Below are 16,895 nucleotides of genomic sequence, written 5' to 3' on the forward strand. Positions count from 1 at the left end.
CATTCAACTCTGGGCAACTTGTCACCTATTGCTTTCGAGCATCAATCGGCAACTATCAAACTTATCGAACTGTCCGAAATAACTTGACCACCACAACACAATCTTTGACCGCATGTTGTTCCGGGCCGGTGACACGGTGTCGATGAAGCATCTGCTGCGGCTTGAAAACAGCCGGGGTTTTGGCCTGCCCGAAGCGCAACCCGCCACGCTGGTGATTACGCATGCAGGCAGCGGCCAGCAATACACCCAGCCCATCACCTGGCGCAAGACCGCCACCGGCGGGCTGAGTGCTGAAAATACTTTTGCGATTCCGCCTGCCGCCAAGCTCGGCGTGTACAACGTGCAGCTCAAGAACAACGAAGGCGAGCGCGAACAGAGTTTTGAAAGCGGCCAGTTCCGCGTCGAAGAATTTCGCCTGCCGGTGTTTTCAGGGCGCGTGAATCCGTCCGATAAACAGGCGCTGGTCAATGTCAAGGCCGTGCCGGTCGATGTGCAGATCAACTACGTCGCGGGCGGCGCAGCGGTCAACCTGCCGGTGCGGGTGTCGGCGCTGGTACGCGGCAAGAGTTTGAACTACAACGATTACAGCGAATTCAGCTTTTCACCGCCGCGCATCGGGCGTCAGGAAAATTCCGAGGGCGAAGAAGAAAACAGCGCCTCGCAAGACCAGCGCGTGATTGCCGACAAGCAGCCCCTGACGCTAGACCGCAACGGCGCGGGCAAGCTGACCATCAGCGACGTGCCGGTCAGCCAGCAACCGCAGGAGCTGCTGCTGGAAGCTACTTACGCCGACCCGAACGGCGAAGTGCAAACGATTCGCAGCGTAGCCGCCTTGTGGCCCGCTGGCGTGGTCGCCGGCATCAAGACCGAAGGCTGGGCGTCAAGCAGCCAGAAGGTCAAGTTCCAGGCGCTGGCGCTGGATTTGGCCGGCAAACCGGCCGCCGGTGTGGCGCTGGAAGTCAAAGCCGTGGCTCGCATCGTCACCACCAGCCGCAAGCGCATGGTCGGCGGCTTCTACACCTACGACAACAAGACGGAGACGAAAGACCTGGGAAGCGTCTGCAGCGGCAAAAGCGACTCACGCGGCTTGCTGCTGTGCGAAACCAAGCTCGGCGAAGCGGGCGAAGTCGAGCTGGTCGTGACCGCCAAAGACAAGGACGGCCACAGCATTCAGGCCGCCAGCTCTGTCTACGTCACGCGCCAGGGCGAGCTCTGGTTTGGCGGCGAGAACCACGACCGCATGGATGTGCTGCCTGAAAAGAAAAGCTACCAGCCCGGCGAGACGGCGGTGTTCCAGGTGCGCATGCCGTTCCGGTTTGCCACCGCGCTGGTGTCGATTGAGCGCGAAGGCATCATTGAAACGCAGGTCGTGCAGCTCAATGGCGAAGACCCGACCATTCGCCTGCAGGTGAAAGAAGGCTGGGGGCCGAACGTGTATGTCAGCGTGCTGGCGCTGCGCGGGCGGCTGCGCGAAGTGCCGTGGTACAGCTTTTTCACCTGGGGGTTCAAGGCACCGCGTGAATGGTGGACTTCGTTCTGGTACGAAGGCCGCGAATATGTCGCGCCGACGGCGCTGGTCGATTTGAGCAAACCGGCTTTCCGGCTGGGACTGGCTGAAATCCGCGTCGGCACGAAAGCGCACCAACTTGACGTGAGCGTGAAAGCCGACAAGGAAAGCTATGCAGTGCGCGGCAAGGCACAGGTGACGATTCAAGTCAAGCTGCCCAACGGCCAGCCCGCCGCCAACGCCGAAGTGGCGCTGGCAGCCGTCGATGAAGCACTGCTGGAATTGATGCCCAACACCTCGTGGAACCTGCTCGACGCCATGATGCAACGCCGCTCGTGGGGTGTGGAAACGTCTACTGCGCAAATGGAAATCATTGGCCGACGGCACTACGGCCGCAAAGCCGTGCCCGCAGGCGGTGGCGGCGGGCGCAGCAACACGCGTGAATTGCTCGACACGCTGCTGCTCTGGAACCCCAAAGTGCAGCTCGATGCCCAAGGCAAGGCCGTGGTCACGGTGCCACTCAACGATGCACTGACAACCTTCCGCATCGTGGCGGTGGCGGACGCTTCGAGCGGCTTTTTCGGCACCGGCCAGACGACGATCCAGGCGACGCAAGACTTGCAAATCATCAGCGGATTGCCGCCGCTGGTGCGCGAAGACGACCAGTTCCGCGCACAAATCACGGTGCGCAACACGACCAAAGCGGCGATGAAGGTGGAAGTCAGCCCGCGCGCCACGCTGCTCGACTTGAAGCCGCAAACAGTGGATATTCCGGCCGGCGAAGCGCGTGAAGTGGCGTGGAACGTAACCGCGCCGGCGCAACTCGCGCTGACGCGCAGCGAAGCCATTCTTTGGGAAATCGAAGCCAAAGACACAATTAGCGGCGCGCGCGATGGCCTGAAAGCCCGCCAGCGCATCATTCCCGCCGTGCCGCTGACGGTGCAGCAGGCCACCTTGGTGCAGGTCGATGGCAGTTTCAGTCTGGATGTGAGCGCGCCGCCAGACGCCCTGCCGGGCCGTGGCGGCCTGAAGATGTCGCTGCAACCCAAACTGGCCGAAGGCATGGACGGCGTGCGAGACTGGTTTGCCAACTACCCGTATGCCTGCCTGGAGCAAAAAACCAGCAAGGCCGTCGGCCTGCGCGACGCCAAACTGTGGCAAGGCCTGGCCGCGCAAATTCCGGGTTATCTGGACAGCGACGGTTTGGCCAGCTACTTCCCGCCGCGTGACGGCGACGCCGCGCGCGGCAGCGACACGCTGACGGCGTATTTGCTGGCCGCGATGCATGAAGCGAGCGGCCTGAACCCGGCGTTTGCCCTGCCCGATGACGTGCGCGCGCTCATGGAACGCGGCTTGATCGGCTTTGTTGAAGGCCGCATACAGCGTGACTTCTGGAGCCCACGCAAAGATCTGGACGTGCGCAAGCTGGCGGCGATTGAAGCGCTGTCACGCTACGGCAAGGCGCAAGGCCGCATGCTGGGCAGTTTGACCATCGCGCCGAACCAGTGGCCGACGCATGCCGTGATTGACTGGCTGAACATCCTCAAACGCGTGCCCGATGTGCCGCAGCGCGAAGCGCGCCTGGCCGAAGCCGACCAGATCCTGCGGGCACGCCTGTCGTACCAGGGCACCAAGCTGATTTTCAGCACCGAAAAAGACGATTACTGGTGGTGGCTGATGGTCAACGGCGACGTCAACACCGCGCGCCTCATACTGGCCGTGATGGACGACCCGGCCTGGGCAGGCGACATGGCGCGACTGGCCAACGGCTTTATTGGCCGCCAGCAAAAGGGCGCGTGGCACACCACCACGGCCAACCTGTGGGGCGGCTTGGCGCTGGACAAGTTCAGCGCGAAGTTTGAATCCACGCCGGTGGCGGGCATGACGCAAGCGATGCTGGCCAGCGCAAGCGCCAAAACCGCCAGCGTCGACTGGCGCAAGGTTGAGCGCATCACCACCAGCGATGCATCGGGTGCAGCGCATCAAAACACCATGTTTGGCGCACCAGCAGCACCCGGCAACTTGCGCAATAACACCATGTTTTTGCCGTGGGGCACAGGCGCTTCGGCCAAAGACACGCTGACCGTGACGCACCAGGGCAGCGGCAAACCGTGGCTCACGCTGCAGTCGCTGGCCGCTGTGCCGCTAAAAGCGCCGTTCAACGCCGGCTACCAGATCAGCAAGACCATCACGCCGGTCGAGCAAGCGGTAAAAGGCAAGTACACGCGGGGCGATGTGCTGCGCATCAAGCTCGAAGTGAATGCCTCGGCAGACATGACGTGGGTGGTCATCAGCGACCCGATTCCGGGTGGCGCAACGATTCTGGGCGGCGGCCTGGGGCGCGATTCCGAAATTGCCACCAAGGGCGAAAAGGGCAGCAGTGGCAGCGGCTGGCCGGCGTTTGAAGAGCGCAGCTTTGAAGCCTTCCGCAGTTATTACGACTACCTGCCCAAGGGCATTGTGAAGATGGATTACACCGTGCGCCTGAACAACGTCGGCGACTTTGCGCTGCCGCCAAGCCGCGTCGAAGCGCTGTATGCGCCCGAAATGTTTGGTGAAACGCCCAATGCCCGTGTGAAGGTGGAAGCGGCAAAATAGCCATTGACCGACACGGTTTGACCCATCCGGGGCTTAACATACCCCGAAAACCCGATTTGTCCGACCCTTGCGCACCCGGCTTGAGCCGGCTGCGCAAGGGCGGTCGAAGCCGGGCTTCCTTTTTGCCCTTCCAGGAGATCACCGCATGCAAGACCCATCTCCCACGACCCCCACCACACCGCCGTCTGCCAGGCCGCCCTATCCGGCAGCGTCTGAAACACCCTCCGCTGCCCCACCGACACCTGCGCCGCTGACCACCTTGGTGCCGCAAGTCGTGGTGCCGGCGCTGCTGGTGCTGGGCGGCCTGCTGGTGTTTTGCGGCCTGTTTCCGCAGCGCGCCGACCTGTTTTTCTCAGGTGCGCAAAGTTGGGTGGTTAGCCACTTTGACTGGTTTTACGCCAGCGCGGTGACGGTGTTCCTGGTGTTCTTGGTGATGGTGGCGTCGAGCCGCTTTGGCAATATCAAACTCGGCCCCGATGACGCGGAGCCCGAATTCAACTTCCTGTCGTGGACGGCCATGCTGTTTGCCGCCGGCATGGGCATTGGCCTGATGTACTTTGGCGTGGGCGAGCCGCTGCAGCACTACCTCAAGCCGCCGACGCAAATCGGCGGCACACCGGCAGCGGCCAAGGAAGCGCTGCAGGTGACGTTTTTTCACTGGGGTTTTCACGCCTGGGCGGTGTACGGCACGATGGGGCTGGTGCTGGCCTACTTCGGCTTTCGCTACAACCTGCCGCTGACATTGCGCTCGGGTCTCTACCCTTTGCTCAAGGAACGCATCAACGGCCCGATTGGCCACAGTGTCGATGCCTTTGCGCTGGTCGGCACGATTGCCGGCATTGCCACCACGCTGGGCTACGGCGCGCTGCAACTGGCGGCCGGGCTGAACAAGGTCGGCGGCTGGGACACTACGACCAACGTTTTTCGCATCGGCATCATCGTCGTCGTGGTGTTGCTGGCCGGCATCTCGGCGGTCAGCGGGCTGGACAAGGGCGTTCGCCGTTTGAGCGAGTTCAACCTGTCACTGTCGTTTTTGCTGCTGGGCTTTGTCATCATTGCCGGGCCAACTGTTTACCTGTTCCAGGCGCTGAGCGAAAACATTGGCGGCTATTTGTCCAACCTGGTCAACATGTCGCTGCGCACCTTTGTCTATGAGCCGACGCGCGACGAAGGCTGGTTCGGCGGCTGGACGATCCTGTATTGGGCGTGGTGGATTTCCTGGTCGCCGTTTGTCGGCATGTTCATTGCGCGCATTTCACGGGGCCGCACGATTCGCCAGTTCATCATCGGCGTGCTGCTGGTGCCAACGGCTTTCAATTTGCTGTGGATGACGGCGTTTGGCAATGGCGCGATCTGGATTGATACGCATGTGGCGCAAGGCGCACTGGCGCAAACCGTGGGCAATGTCGATGCCCTGCTGTTCCGCTTTTTTGACTTTTTGCCGCTGACCACCACGGTGTCGTGGCTGGCGATTTTGTTGATTGGCGTGTTTTTTGTCACCTCGGCCGACTCGGGGGCTTTTGTCGTTGATGCGATTGCTTCGCGCGGCAACCCGCGCTCGCCGGTCTGGCAGCGCCTGTTCTGGGCCGCCGTGCTGGGCGTGACGGCCACCGTGCTGCTGCTGGCCGGCGGGCTGGGCGCGCTGCAGGCGCTGACACTGGTGACCGCGCTGCCGGTGGCCGTCATCATGCTGGCGCTGTGCTACGGCCTGTGGCGCGGCCTGCAGGCCGACGTGGCGCATTCGACGCAAGACCTGGCCCCCGCCACCAACTTCTGGAGCGGCCAGCACTGGCGCAAACGGCTGGAGCAGATCGTCCACCAATCCACCCGTGAAGACGTGCAGCGCTTTATGCAAACCGGCGTGCTGCAGGCCATGCGCGACGTGGCGGGCGAGTTAAACCAGCGCGGCGTGGCCGCCAGCTTGCATGAAGGCGACCTGGCCGAAGGCGTGCTGCGCCTGACGATTCCCGATCCGATGCTGCGCGACTTTGTCTATGGCGTCAAGGCGGTCAGCCGCGCCGTGCCGGTGTTTATCGTGCGCGAAGCAGCGCGCGAAACCGAGCGCGACCAGGTGTTCGAGCCGATGACTTTCTTTGAGGATGGCCGACTGGGCTACGACATTCAGTATTTGCGGCCTGAAGAAATCATCGTCGACATCCTGCGTCACTACGAGCGTTACCGTACGGTCAGCATCAACCAGCAGACCCAGCTGCTCAACCGCGCGCCGGGCCACACCGACCCGCTGCCGCAACCGCCGCCCGTGTGAGACCCCAATGAAGCCCCTTGGCGCTTTGGTTGTTGTCGCCGCCAGCGTTTTTTGCGCCGGGCTGTTTGCGCAGGAAAGCAAGCCGGACAACGCGCCTGCCAGCCCCGCTAATCCGGCCAGTGTGCCCGCGCCGGTTACGCCGGTTGTGCCTATTCCGCCCACCGTGCTGCCATCCGGCCCGCTCAGCCGCGCCGAAATGGCAGCAACCAGCTGGCTGGCGGTCATCGATGCGGGCGACTACCCGCTCAGCTGGCGCACGGCAGCAAACCTGCTGCAAAACTCGGTCGCCCAGCCCCAATGGGAAAGCGCGCTGCAAACCAGCCGCTTGCCCTTGGGCAGCGTGAAGTCGCGAACCCTCAAGGCCGCCAGCTATTCGCGCACCCTCCCCTTTGCCCCAGACGGTGACTATGTGCTGATGGAGTACGAAACCCGGTTCGAATTCAAGCCGCTGGCCATCGAAACCCTCACGACCATGAAAGACCGGGACAACACCTGGAAAGTGGCCGGGTACTTCATCAAGTAAGTGCATCTCTTTTTTACACGCTACCTGTGATGATGCCAGCGCCGCTTTGTTTCGTGGTCAACGGCCGTGGTCATGCGTCAACCGGCGATGATGACTTGAGCTGCTTCGCTTCATCACTGTCATCGTCATCGCCGCGCTTATCCAGCCACAAAGGGGCCGCGTCGCTCAAACACATTATTGCTACGCTTTTAATAGCTGCTTGCGCACTACCAGCGTGCGCCACAGGCACTTTTAATGAAATAAAGCGTGATTTCAAGCCGTCTGACACGCTGGTGCTTGACCGCAACGGCGAATTGCTTCAGCGTGTGCGTACGGATGCCAGCGTGCGGCGTGGGCAATGGGTGGCGCTGGCTGATATTTCGCCGGCCTTGCGCACGGCGCTGGTGCTCAGCGAAGACAAGCGGTTTTACGAGCACAGCGGCGTCGACTGGCGGGCGGTGTCCAGCGCGGCGTGGGCCAATTTGTGGAACACCAAGACGCGGGGCGCGTCCACCCTGAGCATGCAGCTGGCCGGCTTGCTGGACGACGACCTGCGCGCCAGCAACAGCGGGCGCAGCATGACGCAAAAAATCGGCCAGACCTTTGCCGCGCAAGTGCTGGAGCAGCGCTGGCGCAAAGACCAGATTCTGGAGGCGTACCTGAACCTGGTGCCGTTTCGCGGCGAGCTGGTCGGCATTGACGCGCTGAGCCGCACGCTGTTTGGCAAAGCGGCGCACGGGCTCGACGAGCGCGAAGCCGCCGTCGCCAGCGCGCTGGTACGCGCGCCCAACGCCAAAGCGCCGCAGGTGGCGCAACGCGCGTGCGGCGTGCTCAAGCTGATGCAGCCGGGCGTGAAGATCGACTGCGACGGCCTGGACATGTTCGCCACGGCGGCGCTGCAACGCCGGGATTTTCAGGCCAGCGAAGGCATTGCGCCGCACCTGGCGCGCAGGCTTTTGGCGCAGCAATTGACGCCGGGCGCGCACCCGTCCAGCGTCAAATCCACCCTGCGCGCGCCGCTGCAGCGATTTGCGGTGCAAACGCTGCAGCAACACCTGCGCGAGTTGCGCGGCCGCCATGTCGAAGACGGCGCGGTTGTGGTGCTCGACAACGCCAGCGGCGAGGTGCTGGCGTGGGTAGGTTCGTCGGGCACGCTCAGCGCCGCCGCCGAGGTTGATGGCGTGCTGGCGCTGCGCCAGCCGGGCTCGACGCTCAAGCCTTTTTTGTACGCGCAGGCAATTGCTGAGCGGCGCATCACCGCCGCGTCGCTGCTGGAAGATTCATCGACGCAAATCCCCACGGCCAGCGGCCTTTATATTCCGCAAAACTACGACCGCCAGTTCAAGGGCCTGGTGTCAAGCCGCACCGCGCTGGCCGCATCGCTCAATGTGCCCGCCGTGCGCACGCTGGTCATGGTGTCGCCCGACGCGTTTCACAAGCAACTGCGCGCCGTCGGCCTGCCGCTGAAGGAATCGGGCGACTACTACGGCTACAGCCTGGCGCTGGGCAGCGCCGAGGTGTCGCTGCTGTCGCTGACCAACGCCTACCGCACGCTGGCCAACGGCGGGCGCTTCAGCGAGCCGATGCTGGTGAAACCGGCAAAGATCACTTTCCGGCCCGCGCTGGATGCGCGCGCGGCCTTCATCGTCAGCGACATCCTGGCCGACCCGCTGGCGCGCGCCCGCACTTTCGGCACCGACTCCATTCTGGCGACGCGTTTTTGGTCAGCGGTGAAAACCGGCACCAGCAAGGACATGCGCGACAACTGGGCGATGGGTTATTCCAGCCGCTATACCGTCGGCGTGTGGGTCGGCAATGCCAGCGGCGCGCCGATGTGGGACGTGAGCGGCACCAGCGGCGCAGCGCCGGTCTGGGCCGCGATGATGAACTTTTTGCACAAAAACGAAGCCAGCCGCCCGCCCGCACCGCCGCCGGGACTCTTGCAAAGCCCGACCGCTTTCGGCCAGCAGCTGGAAGCGGCGCGCAATGAATGGTTCATCCAGGGCACGGAGCAAGCTTTATTTGCTACGGATTCGATAGCTGGCAGCGCCCGCCCGTCAAGCGCAAGCGGCCTGAAAGGCTTGAAAACCGTCAGCCAGCAGGCGGCTAGCCCGGCGCGCATCACCGCACCGGCGTCGGGCACCATTCTGGCGCTGGACCCGGACATTCCGCCCAACAACCAGCGCCTGAGCTTCAGCGCCGAAGGACGCAACCTGCGCTGGCGCATGAACGGCAAGGAGTTTGCGCGCGGCAACCAGGTGCAATGGCTGCCGTGGCCGGGCCGGCATGTGGTGCAGTTGCTTGATGCCAGCGGCCAGGTGGCTGATGAAATCAAGCTTGAAGTGCGCGGCGCGGGCGTCAAGGCGCAGGCGCGCCGATAGCCAGCGGCTGGCTGTCAGCCGCACCGGCAGGCCCAAGCGCTGGCCCGGGATTCAGGCCGCTTCAAGGGCCGTATTTTTGGCCAGAAAGCGGTCGAGGTTGGCCCGCGCCTGCTTGCGCACCTGCTTGCGAAACATCGGCGACCAGCCCAGCACCAGCCCGGGCATGCCAAGCGCCTTCCACGACCAGCGCCAGAAATTGAAACGGTCGTGGTGCGTCAGGATGCGGCCTTCATCATCAAAGGTGAAATTTGCATCGACGATGTTGTGGACCAGTCGCTTGGTGGCCGAAAAGCGGTAATACGCCTCCCAGTGCGTCTGCCCGGTTTGGGCATCGGCTTGCACATCGCGCCATGTCAGCCGCCAGTCGGCGCGGTTGCCCGTCAGCGTGGCGCTGCACAGCATGCGCCACATGCCCGCCACTTCGTGCTTGCCGCGCAGCGAAAAAGCTTCGTCCTCGAAGCGTGCGCTGTCGGCATAACAGGCGGCCATGCCGTCCGCATCAAGCTGTGAAAAAGCCAGGTAAAGATTTTCGAGGGTGGTCTGGTTGGCATGCATGGTGGCAGTTCCTGGGCGGGGACGTGAGGCGGTGAGGCGTTGTTAAAGCAACGCGGAAACTCGAATTATTGATGCAACGCGCAACAAGCCGGCTCCAGCCCTGAAAAAATCACCCGCCCGGCGTGACATCAGCCACCCCGAAGCCCCGTCGCCGTCAATACGCTTGAAATAAATTTACCCGGCGAAAAATTTATTCACTCACCCAAGACGCGCAAAACGCTAGCATCAAGCGCTCAGGAGACACCCCATGACTGTGATTACCACCATCGAAGACCTGCGCGTTTTGGCCAAAAAACGCGTGCCCCGCATGTTCTACGACTACGCCGACTCCGGCTCGTGGACCGAAAGCACCTACCGCGCGAATGAAGCCGACTTCCAGCCCATCAAACTGCGCCAGCGCGTGGCCGTGAACATGGAAAACCGCAGCACCGCCACCAAAATGGTGGGCATCCCGGTCAAGATGCCGGTGTGCATTGCGCCCGTCGGCCTGACCGGCATGCAAAGCGCCGATGGCGAGATCAAGGCGGCACGGGCGGCAGAAAAGTTCGGCATTCCGTTCACGCTGTCGACCATGAGCATTTGCTCGATTGAAGACGTGGCCGCGCACACCACCGCGCCGTTCTGGTTTCAGCTCTACATGATGCGCGACCGCTCGGCCATGAAGGCGATGATCGAGCGCACCCGCGCCGCCGGCTGCAGCGCCCTGGTGCTGACGCTCGACCTGCAGGTGATCGGCCAGCGCCACAAAGACCTGAAAAACAACATGCGGGCGACGGTGATTCCTTCACTGGGAAACCTGTTTGACATGGCCACCAAGCCGCGCTGGTGCTTGGGCATGCTGGGCACAAAACGCCACACCTTTCGCAACCTCGTCGGCCACGTCAAGGGCGTCAGCGACATGAAGTCACTGGCGTCGTGGACCAACGAGCAGTTTGACCCGACGTTGTCTTGGGCCGACGTGGCGTGGGTGAAGGAACAATGGGGCGGCAAGCTGATCCTGAAAGGCATTCAGGACGTAGAAGATGCCCGCCTTGCCGTGGCCAGCGGTGCCGACGCCATTGTGGTCAGCAACCACGGCGGCCGGCAACTCGATGGCGCGCAAAGCAGCATCCGGGCCTTGCCGGACATCGTGGCCGCCGTCGGCTCGCAGATCGAGGTCTGGATGGACGGCGGCATCCGCTCCGGGCAAGACGTGCTGAAAGCCTGGGCGCTGGGCGCACGCGGCACGATGATTGGCCGCGCCATGGTCTACGGCCTGGGCGCGATGGGCGAAGAAGGTGTGACCAAGGCGCTGCAAATCATCCACAAGGAACTTGACGTGACGATGGCGTTTTGCGGTCACACCGATATCAATACGGTGGATCAAAGCATCTTGCTGCCGGGCACCTTCGACTTCAAGACTGCTTGAGCGCAGCCCGACAAGGCTGCGGCTCTGTACAACTTAGCGTTTCAGGAAATCGAGCAGGTCGCGCGTCACGCGGTCTTTTTCAGTGACCAGCAGGCCATGCGGCGCGCCTTCGTATTCCAGCAGGGTTGAGCCGGCAATGCCTTTGGCGGCTGCCCGGCCGGCGGCGTCGATGGGCACGGTGTTGTCGCCGGTGCCGTGGATGATCAGTGTCGGCACCTTGAATGCGGGCAAGTCGGGGCGGAAATCGGTGGTTGCGAAGGCTCCGGCGCAGGCCAGCGTGGCTTTCAGGCTGGCCTGCATGGCCACTTGGCGCGACCATTCAATAACCTCGTCGCTGACCGGGCTGGACAGGATGCCGACGCCATAGAAATCCTCGAAAAACTTGCCAAAAAACGCGGCGCGGTCTTCCTTCATGCCAGCGGTCATCTTGTCAAACACCGACATCGGCGTGCCGTCGGGGTTGTCGTCGGTTTTCAGCATGAACGGCACGACTGAAGACACCAGCACCGCCTTGGCCACCGATTTGCCGTTATGGCGCGACATGTAGCGTGCCACTTCGCCGCCGCCCATCGAAAAGCCGGCCAGCACCGCATCGTGCGCGCCGGTTTGCTCGATCACGGCAGCCAGGTCGTCGGCCAGCGTGTCGTAGTCGTAGCCGCTCCACGGCTGCGAGGAACGGCCAAAACCCCGGCGGTCATAGGCAATGGCGCGGTAGCCGGCGTCGGCCAGGGCCATCGCGTGGTCGTCCCAGCTGTCGGCTGACAGCGGCCAGCCATGCAGCAAGATGACCGGCTGGCCGTTGCCCCAGTCCTTGACGTACAACTCGGTCTTGTCGGTGGTGATGACGGTATTCATGGTGGCGTGCTCCTTAAAAAGGTAGAAATGCCTATTGTGGAGACACCCGCCTGCAGGCGGTGTCGGTGAAAGCGACCGCAGGCTGTCAGCCCCGGTCGTCAGGAGGCAAGCGACCGTGCTGCGCTGGCTGAAGGGCCGCGTGGGCACAGTCTGGAACTGGGCCTACAGCGCTTTCGCATCGACGCTAAAAGCATCACGCTGGCTGCCGCTGCGCAGCCTGGCGGCCAAAACGGCGAAGTCTGGATGACGCGCCACCCTGCGACTCTCGGCCCGGCGGCTTTCGACTCAGTCGAGCGACAAATGGCGTTCGTGGATCAGCTTGTGCCAGAACGTCTTTTCACTGGCGATGAAACGCGCCAGTTGCGGGCCGTCGGACGGCGTGACTTGCAGGCCAAACTCTTCCAGCCGGGCCTTGACTTCAGGCACCACAATCGCTTTTTGCATTTCTGCTGACAGCAGCGCTGCAATGTCGGGCGGCGTGCCTTTCGGCACAAACAACCCCTGCCAGGCGACCGCTGCAAAATTCGGCACGCCGGACTCGGCCAGCGTCGGCACGTTGGGCAAGGCGGCGATGCGCTGGGGCGACAGCACCGCCAGCGCGCGCACCTTGCCGGCGCGAATTTGCGCCAGGCCGCCGGCGGTATCGACAATCATCATCGGCAGTTGCCCGCCAATCACGTCCTGAATCGCCATGGCGGTGCCCCGATACGGCACATGCACGATGTAGCTGCCGGTGCGCTCCTTGATGAGTTCCATCGCCAGGTGGTGCGGGCTGCCAGCGCCGGGCGAGGCGTAGCTGTACGTGCCGGGCGAGCGCTTGATCGCCGCCAGCCACTGCCGCGCACTGGTGAACGGGCTGTCCGGGTTGACCACCAAAATCAGCGGAAAGCCGGCCATGTAGCCCAGCGGCGTAAAGTCGTCGGGGCTGTAGGGCAGCTTCTTGTACAGCGCGGTGTTCAGCACCATGGCGCCGTTGTCGCCCGTCACCATCGTGTAGCCGTCGGCAGGCGCTTTTGACGCCGCATCGGTGCCGATGATGCCGGCCGCGCCGGGGCGGTTGTCAATGACGATGGCCTGGCCGAGCTGCTTGCCCATTTGCACTGACAGATGGCGCGCCAGGAAGTCCTGACCGCCGCCGGCCGGGTAAGGAATGATCCAGCGGATCGGTTTGGCTGGCCAAGGCTTTTGCGCCAGCGCCTGCGGGCTGGCCAGGGCCAGCGCAGCGGCAGCGCCCAACGCGGTGTGAAGCAGGGAACGACGGGACAAGGCAACAGGAGCGGTCACGAAAACACCTTTTGGGAAGTTCAACAAGGGGGGCACGCTGCGCGGGACAATAAGCGCCGGCGCAATGCGCAATTTGCGTGCCGTGATTGTGACTCCCGCGCACGCGTCGTAACTGACAACGCCTGCCGCGAGTGGGCCTGCAAACTGGTTTTATGATATAAATCAGCCCCTGGCGCATGCTGGAAGTGCGCCAGCAGCTATTAAATAAATAGCACATAACAGGAACAAGTTATGCGTCGATAGCGTGCGTGATTTTCTTTCTTTAAAAGATGGTGTCTGATGACGCAGCCAGACCAACGCTTGAAACCAGAAAATCCTGCACGACATTGACACGCCGTGACGCAAGCGCTTTGCACCCTGAAACGTGCACCCGAAGCGCGGCACAATCCTGACTGTGACTCCCGAGCCCGCCCCATCCGCCCTGCCCCGGCGCATCGCCCACCTCGACATGGATGCTTTTTTTGCGTCGGTCGAGCTGCTGCGCTATCCGCAGCTCAAGGGCTTGCCGGTGGTGATTGGCGGCGGGCGGCGCACCGTCGATGAAGCACTGATGGCCCAGCATGGCGAGCGGGCGCTGCGCTTTATTCCGGTGACTGAATTCCCGTTGCTCAAGGACTACGTAGGCCGGGGCGTCATCACCACCGCCACCTACCCGGCGCGGCAATTTGGCGTGGGCTCGGCGATGGGCATGATGAAGGCGGCTAGATTGTGCCCGCAGGCCATCGTGCTGCCGGTGGATTTTGACGAGATTCGCCGCTTCTCGCGCCTGTTCAAAAGCACGATCATCGAGGTCGCGCCGCTGATGCAGGACCGGGGAATCGACGAGGTGTACATCGACTTCACCGACGTGCCCGGCGGCCAGCGGGAGGGCGGACGGGCGCTGGCGCGGCTGATCCAGCGGGCGATTTTCGAGAAGACCGGCCTGACCTGCTCCATCGGCGTCGCGCCCAACAAGCTGCTGGCCAAGATGGCCAGCGAGTTCGACAAGCCCAACGGCATTTCGATCGTCCAGCAGGCCGATGTGCAAAGCCGCATCTGGCCGCTGAACGTTCGCAAGATCAACGGCATCGGCCCCAAGTCGGGCGAAAAACTGGCGCGCCTGGACATCCAGACCATTGGCGAGCTGGCCGCCCAGGACCGGCAATTTTTAATGGGCCATTTCGGCAAGGCCAGCGGCGCCTGGATGCATGATGTGGCCTGGGGCCGCGACGACAGCCCGGTGGTCACTGAGAGCGAGCCGGTCAGCATGAGCCGCGAAACCACGTTCGAGCGCGACTTGCATGCGGTGCGCGACAAGGCTGAATTGGGCGCGATATTTACCCGGCTGTGCGAGCAGGTGGCGGCCGATTTGCAGCGCAAGGGCTATGTCGCCAAAACCATCGGCATCAAGCTGCGCTATGACGACTTCAAAATTGCCACGCGCGACCAGACAGCGCCGGCGCATACCGACGATGCGCGGACGATTCGCCAGATTGCCGGCCAGTGCCTCAAGCCCGTGCCGCTCGATCAGCGGCTGCGGCTGCTGGGCGTACGCGCTGGGGCGCTGGTGAAAGCCGGCCAAGTGGGCCAAACGCCAGTTAGTGAACCCAACAAGCCTTTAGCGCAAGCAGGACAGGCGCAACCAGCTACTGAAACCATAGCGAATTACCAGCTTTTTTGATACGTGACAGCTTGCCCGTTTCAGCCACCTTACTGACCGGAAGCAAGGCGGGTCAATCGCCAATCAGCCAAAAAAACACTGATATTATTAAAATTAACAATACTGACGCAATGACGTTGAATGCGGATTCCTCGTTATTCGCCTCAACAACGCCAGAAGTGGTGATGGACAGCAAGCGACATGAAAACTTTTTTGGATGTGAAAAAAGCAGAAGATTCCGATACGCATTTCGAGCGGGCCCTTCTCCAGCGCGCCATTGCCTCCAGTAAAAACGGCATCACCATCGGGCGTTCCAGCCAGGGCAAGTTTCCGCTGATTTATGCCAACGCCGCGTTTTATGACATGACTGGCTATGGGCCTGAGGAAGTGATCGGCAAGAACTGCAGCTTTTTGCAAAACGGCGAAAACGACCAGCCCGGTCTGCACACCATTCGCGCCGCCATGGCGCAAGGCACTGACGCCACCGTGCTGCTGCGCAACTACCGCAAGGACGGCAGCGCCTTCTGGAATGAGCTCACGGTGTCGCCGGTGTTCAACGAACACCGGGTGCTGACGCACTACATTGGCATACAAAGCGACGTCACCGAGCGCGAGAACAACGCGCAGGCCATTGCCAGCCTGAACATTGCGCTGACCCGGCGCGGCGAAGAACTGGCGCTGGCCAACGAGAGCTTGCGCTCATTTTCATCGTCGGCGTCGCATGACTTGCGCGCGCCGCTGGCATCCATCAATGGCTTTTGTGTGGCCTTGAAAAAATCGGCCAACTTTGCCGAGGACAGCCGCTCGGCGCATTACCTGGCACGTATCGAGGCCAACACCCAGCGCATGAAGGAGCTGGTCGAGTCGCTGCTGACGCTGGCGCAATCGACGGCCACCCCGCTGCGGCTGGCGTTTTGTGACTTGTCCTTGATGGCACAGGAAGTCATCGACACTTTTGAGGCAGCTTCGGCTGGACTGTTGGCAAAAGTGTCCATTGAGCCGGGCCTGACGGCTTGGGGCGACCCGTCACTTTTGCGCCTGGTGCTGCAAAACCTGCTCGGCAATGCCCTGAAATACTCTTCCAGAACGCCGCACGCCCGCGTGCATTTTGGCCGTGCGCCAAGCAATGAAGGCACAACCCGGTTTTTTGTTCGCGACAACGGCGCAGGCTTTGATGCGCACAACGCGGCAGCGCTGTTCAGCCCGTTCCAGCGTTTTCACGCGGAATCTGACTACCCCGGCAACGGTGTCGGGCTGGCCACCGTTCACCGCATCGTGGCCCGGCATGGCGGTACGGTGTCGGCCAAATCCGAGCCCGGCGAAGGGGCGGTTTTTTACTTCAGCCTGGGGCCAGGCTGCGCACCCGCCTGAGTCCGTTTTTTGCAACCGCCCGCGACGCGCCTGCAAGTAGTTGAATCCGGTCGCCTGCGCCAGCACCGCCCCTGCAAGAAAACCCCATGAAAAAACCATTCTCTCTTTGGCCCTGACGGCTGCCGCCTTGCTGATGACCGGCGCAGCCAGCGCCCAGACCGCGCCCATGAACGACCAGTTCTACCAGGCCTTTGGCGCAAAACCCGGACGGGTCGCGCTGATGGACGACTTCATGACGCGGCTGCTGGCCGACCCGCGCACCAGCCCGCACTTCCAGCCGGCGAACCACGAACACGTCAAGAAGCAACTGGTCGAGCAGTTTTGCGCACTGGGCGGCGGCCCGTGTGTCTACAAGGGTGTTGACATGAAGACCGCGCATGCCGAACTGGACATCAAGAAACCTGGCTTCAACGCGCTGGTCGAGGTGCTGCAGCAGAGCATGGACGCCAAAGCTATTGCGTTTCGCCAGCAAAATGAAATGCTGGCGCTGCTGGCGCCCACGCACCGCGACATCATCACAGCTCGATAA

Annotated in this window: 10 protein-coding genes and 1 pseudogene; 8 read left to right on the forward strand and 3 right to left on the reverse strand. The window is 62.5% G+C overall.

The window, feature by feature from the left end:
- Positions 1-94: 94 nt before the first annotated feature.
- The 4 genes and pseudogenes from RCH06_RS13835 to pbpC form a co-directional block, all read left to right on the forward strand.
- Positions 95-4,105, forward strand: a pseudogene (locus RCH06_RS13835) (alpha-2-macroglobulin family protein); the annotation flags it as partial.
- A 145-nt stretch (positions 4,106-4,250) separates the two neighbouring features.
- Positions 4,251-6,371, forward strand: a complete 2,121-nt coding sequence (locus RCH06_RS13840; protein ID WP_327082050.1) for a BCCT family transporter — start codon at positions 4,251-4,253, stop codon at positions 6,369-6,371.
- 7 nt (positions 6,372-6,378) lie between these two features.
- Positions 6,379-6,894, forward strand: coding sequence for a DUF4019 domain-containing protein (locus RCH06_RS13845; RefSeq protein WP_327082051.1), 516 nt, complete (start codon positions 6,379-6,381; stop codon positions 6,892-6,894).
- Positions 6,895-7,067: 173 nt separating this feature from the next.
- Complete coding sequence (pbpC, locus tag RCH06_RS13850) at positions 7,068-9,254, forward strand: penicillin-binding protein 1C (RefSeq protein ID WP_327082105.1); 2,187 nt, start codon at positions 7,068-7,070, stop codon at positions 9,252-9,254.
- A gap of 51 nt (positions 9,255-9,305) precedes the next feature.
- Here the strand turns inward: pbpC and RCH06_RS13855 are convergent, their stop codons facing one another.
- Entirely contained in the window at positions 9,306-9,809 is a 504-nt protein-coding gene (locus tag RCH06_RS13855) for a nuclear transport factor 2 family protein (protein ID WP_327082052.1), read from the reverse strand.
- 247 nt (positions 9,810-10,056) lie between these two features.
- Between RCH06_RS13855 and RCH06_RS13860 the strand changes: the two genes are divergently transcribed.
- Positions 10,057-11,217, forward strand: coding sequence for an alpha-hydroxy acid oxidase (locus RCH06_RS13860; RefSeq protein WP_327082053.1), 1,161 nt, complete (start codon positions 10,057-10,059; stop codon positions 11,215-11,217).
- A gap of 33 nt (positions 11,218-11,250) precedes the next feature.
- On the opposite strand, the gene RCH06_RS13865 is transcribed toward RCH06_RS13860, so the two are convergent.
- Together RCH06_RS13865 and RCH06_RS13870 are read right to left on the reverse strand one after the other, a co-directional pair.
- Entirely contained in the window at positions 11,251-12,072 is an 822-nt protein-coding gene (locus RCH06_RS13865; RefSeq protein WP_327082054.1) for an alpha/beta fold hydrolase, read from the reverse strand.
- Between the two features lie 285 nt (positions 12,073-12,357).
- The gene (locus RCH06_RS13870) at positions 12,358-13,356 is read right to left on the reverse strand and encodes a Bug family tripartite tricarboxylate transporter substrate binding protein (RefSeq protein ID WP_327082055.1); all 999 of its coding nucleotides are present in this window, start codon (positions 13,354-13,356) and stop codon (positions 12,358-12,360) included.
- Positions 13,357-13,804: 448 nt separating this feature from the next.
- Between RCH06_RS13870 and RCH06_RS13875 the strand changes: the two genes are divergently transcribed.
- The 3 genes from RCH06_RS13875 to RCH06_RS13885 all read left to right on the forward strand — a co-directional run bounded on the left by RCH06_RS13875 (position 13,805) and on the right by RCH06_RS13885 (position 16,895).
- A complete protein-coding gene (locus tag RCH06_RS13875; protein ID WP_327082106.1) occupies positions 13,805-15,016 on the forward strand; it encodes a Y-family DNA polymerase in 1,212 nt (403 codons plus the stop codon).
- A gap of 180 nt (positions 15,017-15,196) precedes the next feature.
- Positions 15,197-16,366 carry a sensor histidine kinase gene (locus RCH06_RS13880; protein WP_327082056.1) on the forward strand — a complete coding sequence of 390 codons (1,170 nt, stop codon included), beginning with the start codon at positions 15,197-15,199 and terminating at the stop codon, positions 16,364-16,366.
- A gap of 40 nt (positions 16,367-16,406) precedes the next feature.
- Positions 16,407-16,895, forward strand: a complete 489-nt coding sequence (locus RCH06_RS13885) for a group I truncated hemoglobin (RefSeq protein WP_327082057.1) — start codon at positions 16,407-16,409, stop codon at positions 16,893-16,895.

The sequence above is a fragment of the Polaromonas sp. CG_9.5 genome (genome assembly GCF_035984465.1).
Taxonomy (GTDB): domain Bacteria; phylum Pseudomonadota; class Gammaproteobacteria; order Burkholderiales; family Burkholderiaceae_C; genus Polaromonas.